At 65.1% G+C, this 11,441-nt stretch carries 11 protein-coding genes; all 11 read left to right on the plus strand.

Annotated elements, in window-relative coordinates; all coding sequences use genetic code 11:
* Positions 1-22: 22 nt before the first annotated feature.
* The 11 genes from FB560_RS06080 to FB560_RS06130 all read left to right on the plus strand — a co-directional run bounded on the left by FB560_RS06080 (position 23) and on the right by FB560_RS06130 (position 11,290).
* A complete protein-coding gene (locus FB560_RS06080) occupies positions 23-985 on the plus strand; it encodes an ABC transporter permease (RefSeq protein ID WP_141871537.1) in 963 nt (320 codons plus the stop codon).
* Positions 986-1,101: 116 nt separating this feature from the next.
* The gene (locus FB560_RS06085) at positions 1,102-1,875 is read left to right on the plus strand and encodes an ABC transporter permease (RefSeq protein WP_170198074.1); all 774 of its coding nucleotides are present in this window, start codon (positions 1,102-1,104) and stop codon (positions 1,873-1,875) included.
* A complete protein-coding gene (locus FB560_RS06090) occupies positions 1,872-2,783 on the plus strand; it encodes an ABC transporter ATP-binding protein (RefSeq protein ID WP_141871539.1) in 912 nt (303 codons plus the stop codon). Before FB560_RS06085 ends, FB560_RS06090 begins: the two co-directional genes overlap by 4 nt.
* The gene (locus tag FB560_RS06095; protein WP_141871540.1) at positions 2,780-3,550 is read left to right on the plus strand and encodes an ABC transporter ATP-binding protein; all 771 of its coding nucleotides are present in this window, start codon (positions 2,780-2,782) and stop codon (positions 3,548-3,550) included. The genes FB560_RS06090 and FB560_RS06095 overlap by 4 nt, the downstream gene beginning before the upstream one ends.
* Positions 3,551-3,561: 11 nt before the next feature.
* Positions 3,562-5,145, plus strand: a complete 1,584-nt coding sequence (locus FB560_RS06100) for an ABC transporter substrate-binding protein (protein WP_141871541.1) — start codon at positions 3,562-3,564, stop codon at positions 5,143-5,145.
* A 195-nt stretch (positions 5,146-5,340) separates the two neighbouring features.
* Positions 5,341-6,498: a CaiB/BaiF CoA transferase family protein gene (locus FB560_RS06105; RefSeq protein ID WP_229673384.1), complete on the plus strand. Its 1,158-nt coding sequence runs from the start codon at positions 5,341-5,343 to the stop codon at positions 6,496-6,498.
* Complete coding sequence (locus FB560_RS06110) at positions 6,479-7,675, plus strand: acyl-CoA dehydrogenase family protein (RefSeq protein ID WP_141873141.1); 1,197 nt, start codon at positions 6,479-6,481, stop codon at positions 7,673-7,675. The genes FB560_RS06105 and FB560_RS06110 overlap by 20 nt, the downstream gene beginning before the upstream one ends.
* A gap of 15 nt (positions 7,676-7,690) precedes the next feature.
* Positions 7,691-8,491 (plus strand): 3-oxoacyl-ACP reductase FabG, encoded by an 801-nt coding sequence (gene fabG / locus FB560_RS06115; protein WP_141871543.1) that lies wholly within the window; start codon positions 7,691-7,693, stop codon positions 8,489-8,491.
* Positions 8,491-9,666: a thiolase family protein gene (locus FB560_RS06120; RefSeq protein WP_141871544.1), complete on the plus strand. Its 1,176-nt coding sequence runs from the start codon at positions 8,491-8,493 to the stop codon at positions 9,664-9,666. Before fabG ends, FB560_RS06120 begins: the two co-directional genes overlap by 1 nt.
* Entirely contained in the window at positions 9,663-10,136 is a 474-nt protein-coding gene (locus FB560_RS06125) for a MaoC family dehydratase (RefSeq protein WP_211349952.1), read from the plus strand. The genes FB560_RS06120 and FB560_RS06125 overlap by 4 nt, the downstream gene beginning before the upstream one ends.
* Positions 10,133-11,290 carry an acyl-CoA dehydrogenase family protein gene (locus FB560_RS06130; RefSeq protein ID WP_141871545.1) on the plus strand — a complete coding sequence of 386 codons (1,158 nt, stop codon included), beginning with the start codon at positions 10,133-10,135 and terminating at the stop codon, positions 11,288-11,290. Before FB560_RS06125 ends, FB560_RS06130 begins: the two co-directional genes overlap by 4 nt.
* Positions 11,291-11,441: the final 151 nt, after the last annotated feature.

Genomic DNA, 11,441 nt, shown 5'->3' on the forward strand with positions numbered 1-11,441 from the left:
CCGATGAAGAAACCAGGATGTCGTGCATTCACCAGGCTTTTCCGGATTCGTCGTCCGCCGAATCCTCGCATCTGCTGCGACGTTGCTCGTGGTCGCGCTCATCGTGTTCCTGCTTATCAGGAGCATTCCCGGTGACCCGACCATCACGATCCTCGGGCTGGACTCCTCGCAGGACGAGCGGGACAGGCTGCGCGACAGACTGGGGTTGAACGCCCCGCTGTGGTCGCAGTTCACCCACTGGCTCCTCCAGATCCTGCAGGGCGACCTCGGGTATTCGTACCGCGAAGGCAGTGACATCGCTTCGATTGTCCTTCCCGCCTTTCGGGCCACGCTGTCGCTGACGCTGGCAGCGACCGTCCTGGCGGTCGCCATCGCGCTCGTGTTCGGGCTCTTAGGCACCCATGAAGTGCGCATCGTCCGGCGCGTCTCGGATGCTGTGGAGGCGTTCCTCCTCTCAGCGCCACAGTATTCGGTTGCCCTGCTCCTGCTGATCGTGTTCACGGTCCTGGTTCCCGTCTTCCCCTCCGGTGGCATCTGGAACAGCTCGGATCCCTCGCCGGCATCTGTGGCATCCCATCTCTTCCTCCCCGCCCTCGCCCTCGCTCTCGCGACCGGAGCGCAACTCGGCCGCTCTCTGAAGACCTCCGTCGACGCGATCCATTCGACAGAACTGGTTCCTTCTCTCCGGATGCGTGGATTGTCGCCCGCCCGGGTGGCGGGACACGTGTTCCACAACGCGCTTCCCCCGGTCGTGACTTTGCTCGGATTCCAGATGGGATGGATGCTCGGCGGCGCGATCTTCGTGGAGACCATCTTCTCGATCCCCGGTCTCGGCTCCCTCGTGGTCCAAGCGGTCGGGGCCCGTGACTACGACCTGGTCCAGGTCACAGCCTTCGTCATTGCTGCCGCCTTCATCCTCCTTTTGCTCATCGTCGATGTCGTCGTCGCGCTCATCGACCCCCGAATCCGAGTAGGACGACTATGACCGTTCACGCAGGAATAGCGCCCCGCACCGAGCGGATCCGCGCTCACGTCCCCGGGAAATCCCGAAGGCTCTGGACACGAATACCGCTCCGCTCCCGGGTTGCGGGCACCGTCATCGTGCTGCTGATCCTCGTCACCGGCGCCTTCGCGCTCGTTCCGATAGGCGACCCCCTCGCCGGTAACCTCGCCGAACGTCTCCTCCCGATCGGAACCGATGGCCATCCCCTCGGAACCGACGGTCAAGGCCGTGACCTGCTCATCCGTCTGGTCCATGGCACGGCGCTGTCCTTGTTCATCGGCATCGCCCCCATCATCGTCGCGTCAGTCATGGGAGTGGTCCTCGGGTTGGCCGCCGGTCTCGGACCTCGGTGGGTGAACCAACTCATCATGCGGTTCAGTGATGTCATGTTCGCGTTCCCGGGGATCCTCTTCTCGCTGCTGGTCGCCGTCACTCTCGGCGTCGGCGTCGGCACGTTGATCCTCGCGCTTACGGTCATCTGGATTGCGCCGATCGTGCGCATCGCCGAGACGGAGGTGCTCCGGGTGCGAGGGTTCGACTTCGTGGCCGCGGCGCGGGTGAGTGGCGCGGGAAACCTCAGGATCGCGGCGCAGCAGGTTCTGCCGTTGGTGCTACCAGCCGTACTCGCCTACGCGACGTCCCTGGTCGGAGCGAACATCGCGATCGGCGGAGGCCTCGGGTTCATCGGGCTCGGGGTGCCGATTCCGACCCCCGAACTCGGTGCGATCCTCCAGGAGCTCCAGGTCACGGTGTTCACGGACCCGACGCTCGCGCTGCTCCCGGTGGCGGTCATCCTGTCGCTCGCGGTGCTCTTCCCGGTGGTAGGCGACGGGCTGAGAGAGGCCCTGGACGTGAGGGGGGACAACGCATGACCGGCCTCCTCACAGTGAGAGACCTTACTGTCTCCTTCGGAGAGTTCACCGCGGTCTCGGACGTGTCGCTCGTGCTGCATGCCGGACAGATCACGGTGCTGCTCGGCGAATCGGGAAGCGGTAAGACTGTGCTCTCGCGTACGATCGCTGGGATCGGTCCGACCCGCTCGCGGCAGAGCGGAGAGATCAGATTCGACGAGGTCGACGTCATCGGCGCCCCTGAGAGAACACTGCGTCGACTACGTGGGAGTCAGATCGGGTTCGTCGCTCAGGACCCATCGACGTCGCTCGACCCCGTGCGCCGGATCGGCTCTCAGCTCGGGGAGGTGCTGCGAGTCCACGGCGTGACGTCCACGCGGAGAGAGACGACGGCGCGCGTGCGTGAGCTGCTGCACCTGGTCGAACTTCACGATGAGGTACGTGTCTTGCATTCCTATCCACATGAGCTGAGCGGTGGCATGCGTCAGAGGGTGGCGATCGCCCTCGCGCTGGCAGCGGGTCCGCGTCTGCTCGTCGCCGATGAGCCGTCGAGCGCGCTGGATGCGTCCGTCGGCGTCCGCATCGTCGATCTCATCGACGACCTCCGTGTCCGATTCGACACCTCCGTTCTCTTCGTCACCCACGATGTGCGAATCGCCGCCCGGATCGCGAATCGTCCGATCGATCGTGTCGCCGTGATGCTTCACGGACGACTTCTCGAGTACGGGCAGGCGGAGGCAGTGCTCCTTCGACCCGCCCATCCGTACACGCGCGCACTGCTGGGGGCTGAGCCTCGCCCGGGAGTTCCCCGCGGCGAGCTCGCTGTCGTCCCGGACTCGATGCGGGACCGAACGGATTGGCCTCCTCTTCGGGAGTGTGAGCCAGGACACCTCGTCGCGATCGGCGTCGGGGAGGAGGAAAGGCTATGAACGAGCGACTTCTTCGTGTCGATGGCGTGTCCAAGAGGTTCGGCAACCACCAGGCGCTGTCCGACGTCTCCTTCTCCCTGGATCCCGGTGCGACACTCGGGGTGGTAGGCGAGTCCGGGTCCGGAAAGTCGACTCTCGGGAGAATCGTCCTGGGACTGATCTCTCCGACCTCAGGTCTGGTGAGTCTCGATCATGCGTCCTTCGCTGACCGTAACAGGTCGCAGCGCCGTGCGTTTCGGCGAGCCGTGCAGCTCATTCCCCAGGATCCGCGCAACGCCCTCAACCCGACGATGACGATCGAGCAGAACTTGTTCTTCCATCTGCGGGCTCAGGGCGCGCCTCGATCGTCCTGGCGCGAGCGGGCATTGGAGTCCCTGGATCTCGTGGGGCTTCCCGCGGCCGCTTTGGCCGTGTACCCGCATGAGATCTCGGGAGGACAGGCGCAGCGCGTTGCCATAGCCCGCGCGATCTCGAACGACCCTCGACTCATCGTCTGCGACGAGGCCGTTTCTGCGCTGGACAAGTCGGTTCAGGCGCAGGTGCTGAACACGCTGTCGGCCATGCAGGCGAGCAAGACGGTCGCGATGCTCTTCATCAGCCACGACCTGGCTGTCGTCGAGCACATGAGCGACGAGGTCCTGGTCCTCAAAGACGGCGTCGTCGTCGAATCAGGGAGGGTCGCGGACGTGATGCGAAGTCCACAAGACGCCTACACACGTGACCTGATCGCCGCCAGCACCAAATCACACGCACCACAGGAACTGTGAAAGGAACCCACATGAACGGCACACGTAAACGAACGGTCGTTGCCGCGCTCGGCATCATCTTGTCCGCGTCGCTCTTCGCAGGCTGCGCCACGGGAGCCACCGAACAAGACGGAGACGCGGAGCAGACGCTCGTCATCGGTTCGCAGATGGCGACGATCTCCAACCTCGACACCACTCGCGCCACCAGCGGCGGCTACGAGAACCAGAGGCTCATCGCCCACATGATGTACGAAGGTCTGACCAAGCGCGACGTCTCGGATCCCGACGTCCCTGCGGGAGTGGCGCCGGCGCTGGCGGAGTCCTGGACCGTGGCTGACGACGGGCTCACCTACACCTTCTTCCTTCGCGAGCAGGTGACGTTCCACGACGGAACACCCTGGGATGCCGACGCGGCGGTGTACAACTTCGATCGTTATCTCAACGAGGACAACCCGAACTACGATCCCGCGCTTCTGTCCTGGTTCGATCCTGGTGCCTACATCGAGTCGGTGGAGAAAGTCGATGACATGACCATAGCGCTGCACCTTCACACCCCATACGCTTATCTGCTCGAGGATCTGTACAGCGTCTACTTCGGCAGTCCTGCGGTGCTCGAGAAGTCCGGCGGCAAGGGGATGGCGGAGAATCCGACCGGGACAGGGCCGTTCAAGTTCGAGGAGCAGAGCAGCCCGACGGAGATCTCCTTCGTCAAGAACGACGACTGGTGGGGCGAGGGGCCGAAGCTCGATCGAATCATCGTGAAGCTGATTCCCGATCCGTCCGCCCGAACGGCGGCGCTGCGAAGCGGGACGGTGGACTGGATCGAGGGCGCTCAGCCCGACGACCTTGCGAGTCTGAAAGACGCTGGGTTCACCGTCACCTCCAAGGAGTTCGATTGGGAGTGGTCGTGGCAGCTCTTCGTCGATCGCCCACCGTTCGACGATGTGCGAGTGCGGGAGGCGCTGAACTTCGCGATCGACCGTGAGACGATCGCGACCACGCTGCTCGCCGGCACCGCAGTGCCTGCCCAGCAGATCCTGTCGAGTGCGAGCCGCTTCTATGACTCGGCCAACGACACGTACGAGTACGACCCGGAGAAGGCAAGGAAGTTGCTTGATGACGCAGGATATGCGGACGGCCTCGACATCACCGTCGGCTATGTCAGCGCGGGCTCTGGCGCGATGCAGCCCAAGGCGATGAACGAGGCGATCCAGGCACAGCTGGCCGAGGTCGGAATCAATGTCACGCTGCAGCCGCTCGACTTCGGTGCGTTCTACGGAGCGCTCGCAGGAAAGGACGTCGACTGGAATGCGGCGAACGGCGCGCTCAACCTCGAGCGACCCGGAACGTGGGGCTGGCTGTTCCTCTGCGGCCAGAGCTGGTACGGGTACTGCAACCCGGAGGTGGATACCCTGCTGCAGCAGGCGGCGAGCACTCCGGACGATGACGCGCGGACTGCAAAGGTGACCGAGGCGACGGCCCTCCTCACAGAGGACGCCGCGTGGCTCTCTGTCGTAGGCGACACGGCACCGAGGGCGATGGCCTCGTCGGTGAAGGGCTTCGAGCAGCCGATGAGCTGGGCGCTCGACTTCGCCGGAGTCTACATAGAGGAGTGACCCGCTCGGGCTCTTCGCTCTCGGGTGGCACATCCACGGCCGAGAGCGAAGAGCTCGGCGAGCACCAGGACTTCTTCATCAAGAGAAAGAGTATGTGTGAACCCTCCTCCACCTGCCCCGCAGCCTTCGATTGGTGCACTCTCCGGGGTCGTCGTCGCTGACTTCAGCCGTGTGCTCGCCGGGCCATACTGCACCATGCTGCTGGCGGACATGGGGGCCACCGTGGTCAAGGTGGAGTCTCCGCGCGGTGACGACACGCGCCGGTGGATGCCTCCGGACAGAGGAGGAGAAGCCTCCTACTATCTTTCGGTGAACCGTAACAAGTTCTCGGTCGTCCTGGACCTCACTGATCCTGCTGACAGGCAAGCCGCCATACAACTGGCCGATCGCGCGGACATTCTCATCGAGAACTTCCGTCCGGGAAGCATGGACAAATACGGACTCGGTTACGAAGCCCTCAGACGGACTCGTCCTGACCTGGTATACGCATCCGTCACAGGCTTTGGTGCGGCGGGAGGCGCAGCGCTTGGGGGATACGACCTGCTGGCACAGGCGCTCTCCGGGTTCATGAGCGTCACGGGGCCGGAGGACGGAGATCCTCATCGCGCCGGCGTCGCGGTGTTCGACGTCATCACCGGTCTGCATGCCGCGATAGGAGTGCTCGCAGCACTGCGCCACCGGGACCTGACCGGGCAGGGGCAGCGAATCGAGGTGAACCTGCTGTCCTCGGCTCTTTCGGGGATGGTCAACCAGACCGCCGCGTGGGTCACTGCCGGGGTGGAGCCGGGACGCACCGGCAACGAGCATCCGAGCCTCTACCCCTATGAGCCGATGCAGACAGGGGACGGCGCATTGGTCCTGGCGGTTGGCAACGACGCTCAGTTCGTCAAGCTCTGCGATGTCCTCTGTCTTCATGACGCGGCTCGTGACCCTCGATATGCCACCGTTCGAGATCGTAACCAGCACCGTGTGGCCCTCCGTGCGGCCATCACAGAGCGCCTGGCGGCTCGAACCGCACACGAGTGGTTCGACATCTTGTCTGTGGAGGGGATTCCCTGCGCGCCGATACTCTCGATCGCGGAAGGCATCGCCTTCGCGGAACGGCTCGGTCTCGATCCCGTGGCGTGGACGGGACAGGGACCGCGGAGGATGCCGACTGTGCGTCATCCCATTGATTTCAGCGCTACCCCCGCCACACACCTCACCTCACCGCCTGAGCTGGGGCAGGATGACGCCCGGGTGCGAGCGTGGCTCCGCGAGGGAGGAGATCTCCGTTCGCCAGACGGGGCGGCAGTCATCTCACCGATCGTCACGGAACCCACGGAGGGGCACGATGAATCATCTGGCAGCTGATCGTTACCGGAGCTATTACCTGTTGGACGACACATTGGGGGCGCAGGAGCGGGACGTAGCCTCCCGCGTCCGAGCTTTCGTCGATCGCGACCTTCTGCCCGTCATCAACGAGTACTGGGAGCGGGCCGAGTTCCCTCACCAGCTCGTCCCCCTGCTCGCCGATCTGGATGTTGCAGGCGGTGCGATCGAGGGATACGGATGTCCGAGGCTCACACGGCTCGGTGTAGGAATCGTCGCGCGGGAGCTCAGCCGCGGCGATGGCTCGATGAACACCTTCCTCGCCGTCCACTCGGGGCTGACCATGGGATCCATCAGCATGCTCGGTGATGAGGAGCAGAAGAGCCGATGGCTGCCGGATATGGCCCGTCTTCGCAAGATCGGAGCCTTCGCTCTCACGGAGCCGGAGCACGGCTCGGACTCCGTGGCGCTGGAGACCAGTGCTCGTCGCGAAGGTGACTTCTATATCCTCAACGGGCGGAAGCGCTGGATCGGCAACGCGAGTTTCGCTGACATCGTTGTCATCTGGGCGCGCGACGAGGACGACGGCCATGTGAAGGGATTCGTCCTTGAGAAGCACGACGACGGTACCTTCCCGAGCGGCTATGAGACCACGGTAATCACCGGCAAGATAGGCAAAAGAGCGGTGCTCCAGCCCGATGTCGTCCTGAAAGACCTGCGTATCCCCGTCGGGAATCGTCTCGCGCACGCAGAAACGTTCCGCGACGTGTCACGAGTGCTTGCGACGACGCGCAGCGGCGCGGCCTGGGAGGCGCTGGGACATGCGACTGCCGCCTATGAGATCGCCCTCGCCTATGCGGGGGAGCGCTCACAGTTCGGGCGTCCGATCGCCTCGTTCCAACTCGTCCAGCACCGGCTCGCGAACATGCTGTCCGAGCTCACCGCAATGGAGCTGATCTGCTTCCGGCTGGCCGACCTCTCCGGTCGAGGTCAGATGACCAGTGCCATGGCGTCGCTCGCCAAGATGCACACGGCACAGAAAGGACGGTGGATCTGCTCGACAGCTCGCGACATCCTGGGCGGCAATGGACTTCTCCTCGAGAACCATGTCGCTCGCCATCTGACCGACATGGAGGTCGTCCACACCTATGAGGGAACCGACAGCATCCAGGCGCTCATCGTCGGGCGCGACATCACCGGCGTCTCGGCGTTCGCATAGATCGGAGCGATAGTCATGGAATCCAGTGGGGTGAAGCCGTCGCGGAGGTTCGGCAGCCAGATCGCTGTGGTCACCGGTGCAGCCGGGGGCATCGGTCATGCGACGGCGTTGAGACTCGCTCGTGAGGGGGCGACGTCCGTGATCATCGACCTCGACGCACAGCGCACCGAGGCTGCGGTGGCAGCGATCGGTGCGGACCTCGAGGTCGCGGACTCCGGCGGAGGGGCGTTCGGGATCGCTTGCGATGTGTCAGACAGCAGCGCCGTCGAACACACGTTCGCCGAGATCGTCGCCCGTTTCGGCGGGATAGACGTCCTCGTGAACAACGCCGGGATCACACGAGACAACCTGCTGTTCAAGCTGGAGCGACCCGACTGGGACGCGGTGATGACGACGAACCTGACAAGCGTCTACCTCTGCTGTCGCGCAGCACAGAGTTCGATGGTCGACCGCGGTCGAGGGCGTATCGTCAACGTCAGCTCGCGCTCGGCTTTGGGCAACCGCGGGCAGGCCAACTATGCGGCCGCGAAGGCAGGCGTGCAAGGGCTGACGGCGACCCTGGCCATCGAGCTCGGCCCCTTCGGGATCACCGTGAACGCGGTCGCGCCCGGCTATATCGCGACGGGAATGACCGCGTCCACTGCCCGCCGAGTGGGTTTGTCGGCCGAGGAGCATATGGCGATCGCTGCCGAACGCACGCCGTTGCGTCGCGTCGGGGTTCCCGACGACATCGCCTCGGTCATCGTCTTCTTCGCGAGTGACGATGCCGGCTATGTGTCCGGTCAGACCCTTTACGTCAACGGGGGAGCTCGCTGATGGTGGCGTTTCTGGTGGGTGGCGTGCGCACACCCGTCGGGCGATACGGCGGGGTGTTGTCGGGCGTGCGGACGGACGACCTTGCGGCCGTGGTCCTCGCTGAGGTCGTCCGCCGGGCGGGACTCGATGCGGCGCATGTCGATGAGGTCATCCTCGGCTGCACGAATCAGGCGGGGGAGGATAACCGGAACGTTGCACGGATGGCTGTGCTCCTCGCGGGCTATCCCGTCGATGTGCCCGCCATCACGGTGAATCGTCTGTGTGCGTCTGGCCTGTCGGCGATAATCTCTGCCGCGCAGATGGTGGAATGCGGGGCGGCCGACATCGTCGTCGCGGGCGGGGTCGAGTCGATGTCGCGTGCGCCGTGGGTCCTGGCGAAGCCGGAGAAGCCGTTCTCCAAGCCGGGAGAGATCGCGGAGACCTCGATCGGATCACGGTTCGTCAATCCTCGTCATCAGCCCGAGTCGACGATGTCGATGCCGGAGACGGCCGAGGCCGTCGCCCGGCTCGATGGCATAACCAGAGAGGATGCGGATTCGTTCGCTCTGCTTTCGCACCGTCGAGCAGTTACCGCGATCGACGAGGGACGACTGGATGCCGAGATCGTTCCGGTGCAGACTCCGACCTGTGTCGTCACTCGTGACGAAGGTCCGCGGCGAGACACCAGCATGGAGAGACTCGGATCACTCCGCCCCGTCGTCTCTGCCGATGGGGTGGTCACCGCGGGCAACGCGAGCTCTCTCAACGACGGCGCATCGGCGATTCTGGTGGTCAGCGAACGGGCGATCCGGCGCTTCGGCCTTCAGCCGCGCGCCCGCGTCGTTGCCGGGGCCGCAGCCGGAGTCGAGCCCCGCTTCATGGGACTGGGGCCCGTCCCGGCGACCGAGAAGGTGCTGCACCGGAGCGGATGGTCCATGGGCGGCATTGACGCCGTCGAGCTGAACGAAGCCTTCGCGACACAGTCCCTCGCCTGCCTTCGCAGGCTGGCCATCGACCCAGGCATCGTGAACACGGATGGCGGCGCGATCGCCTTGGGGCATCCTCTCGGGTCTTCCGGGGCGCGGATCACCATCACCCTTCTGGGGCGGATGGAGCGCGCTGATGCCCGGCGCGGCCTTGCCACACTCTGTGTCGGCGTCGGACAGGGCGTCGCCCTCCTCGTTGAGGCGCCATGAGCGTGCGCATGATCGACGGAGTCCGCGAGCTGCGCACCCTCGTGGGAAGCGAACTCGGCGTCAGCCCTTGGCTGGAGGTAGCTCAGGATCGGGTGGACGCGTTCGCGGACATCACCGAGGACCGGCAGTGGATCCACGTCGACCCTGAAATGGCAGCGGACGGGCCGTTCGGGGGGACGGTGGCGCACGGTTACCTGACCCTCGCGCTGCTCCCCACGCTCGCTGCGAGAACCTATCGTGTCGACGACATCTCCGCCGTGGTGAACTATGGGCTCGAGAGAGTGCGCTTCCCCAGGCCGATCCGTGTGGGAGAGCACATCCGCGATCGAATCACTCTGGCCTCGATGGGCGAGTTCCGGGCGGGTGCGCGTCTCGTGATCGACCACTACGTGGAAGTGCGCGGTTCGACTTCACCAGCTTGCGTGGCACAGACCGTGTCCCTTTTGGCATCTGCGGGCGGAGACTCATGACAACCACCATCGATACGCTCCTCGACCTGGAGAGCCGGTTGACCCCGGCCGAGATCATGTGGCGCGAGGTCGCGCGCACTCTCGTGGACGAGCACATCCGTCCTGTCATCGACGACGATTTCGAAGCGCAACGCTTTCGCCCGGAGATTCTCCGTGCTCTCGGCCGCACGGGTTTGCTCTCGCTCCCGATCGCTTCGAGGGATGACGGCGAGACAGTTGGATACGGTCTTGCCTGCATGGAACTCGAAGCCGGAGACTCGTCCTATCGCACGCTCCTCTCGGTGCAGAGCTCCCTCGCCATGACGTCGATCGACTCGTACGGCAGCGAGGAGCAGAAGGACAGGTGGCTGCCGGCGATGGCCGCGGGGGAGGCGCTGGGGTGCTTCGCGTTGACCGAACCTCACAGCGGCAGCGATCCGGGAGGGATGACGACTTCCGCGACGAGACGGGGGGACGACTGGGTGCTCTCGGGCGCCAAGCGCTGGATCGGATTGGCGAACCACGCGGACGTGGCGGTGGTGTGGGCGCGGGCGGAGGACGGCGTTCGGGGTTTCCTGGTCGACACCGCGAGCCGGGGTTTCAGTGCCGTCCCGATCGGCGGGAAGCTGTCGTTGCGAGCGTCGGTGCAGTGCGACGTGACCTTCGACGACGTCGTCGTTCCGTCTTCGGCGGCACTTCCCGGCGCCGAGGGCCTGGGAACCGCACTGGCCTGCCTCGTGAATGCGCGGTACGGGATCGCGTGGGGGGTGATGGGGGCCGCCCGGAGCAGCTTCGAGTCCGCTCTCGACCTCTCGCGGCGGAGACGGGCGTTCGGTGAGCCGCTCGCGCGCAGGCAGCTGGTCCAGGCGAAGCTAGCAGACATGTTCACCGACTATCAGCGCGGTGTCCTGGTGGCTCTGCACCTCGGGCGGCTCAAGGCCGAGAAGAGACTCAGCGCAGCGCAGGTCAGCACCGGAAAGCTCGGCAACGTCCGTCTCGCGCAGCGAATCGTGCGGACCGCGCGCGGCGTCTTGGGAGGGGACGGAGTGACCTCTGCCTTCCCCGTCATGCGACACATGGCCAATCTCGAGGCCGTCTCCACCTACGAGGGCACGGAGGAGATTCATCAGTTGATCATCGGGCGCACGTTGACGGCCGAGAACGCGATCCGGTAGCCGCTTGTCGCCGACGGACCCCCGGCGAGCGTGGATACGACGACCGCCACCGCGGTGCACCAGCGCGATCGTCAGTTCCACGCACGGGGGTGGCAACGACGACGGAGACGAGCCCACTGAAGCACCGTCGTGGTCTGCGCTGTTCGCTGGT

This window comes from Microbacterium saperdae (assembly GCF_006716345.1).
GTDB lineage: Bacteria > Actinomycetota > Actinomycetes > Actinomycetales > Microbacteriaceae > Microbacterium > Microbacterium saperdae.

What these genes read in the sequence shown, in the direction of transcription:
- FB560_RS06095 (WP_141871540.1), top strand. Translation starts at nt 2,780, where the DNA reads ATGAACGAGCGACTTCTTCGTGTCGATGGCGTGTCCAAGAGGTTCGGC.
- FB560_RS06110 (WP_141873141.1), top strand. Translation starts at nt 6,479, where the DNA reads ATGAATCATCTGGCAGCTGATCGTTACCGGAGCTATTACCTGTTGGAC.
- FB560_RS06125 (WP_211349952.1), top strand. Translation starts at nt 9,663, where the DNA reads ATGAGCGTGCGCATGATCGACGGAGTCCGCGAGCTGCGCACCCTCGTG.
- FB560_RS06120 (WP_141871544.1), top strand. Translation starts at nt 8,491, where the DNA reads ATGGTGGCGTTTCTGGTGGGTGGCGTGCGCACACCCGTCGGGCGATAC.
- FB560_RS06105 (WP_229673384.1), top strand. Translation starts at nt 5,341, where the DNA reads ATGCTGCTGGCGGACATGGGGGCCACCGTGGTCAAGGTGGAGTCTCCG.
- FB560_RS06100 (WP_141871541.1), top strand. Translation starts at nt 3,562, where the DNA reads ATGAACGGCACACGTAAACGAACGGTCGTTGCCGCGCTCGGCATCATC.
- FB560_RS06130 (WP_141871545.1), top strand. Translation starts at nt 10,133, where the DNA reads ATGACAACCACCATCGATACGCTCCTCGACCTGGAGAGCCGGTTGACC.
- FB560_RS06090 (WP_141871539.1), top strand. Translation starts at nt 1,872, where the DNA reads ATGACCGGCCTCCTCACAGTGAGAGACCTTACTGTCTCCTTCGGAGAG.
- fabG (WP_141871543.1), top strand. Translation starts at nt 7,691, where the DNA reads ATGGAATCCAGTGGGGTGAAGCCGTCGCGGAGGTTCGGCAGCCAGATC.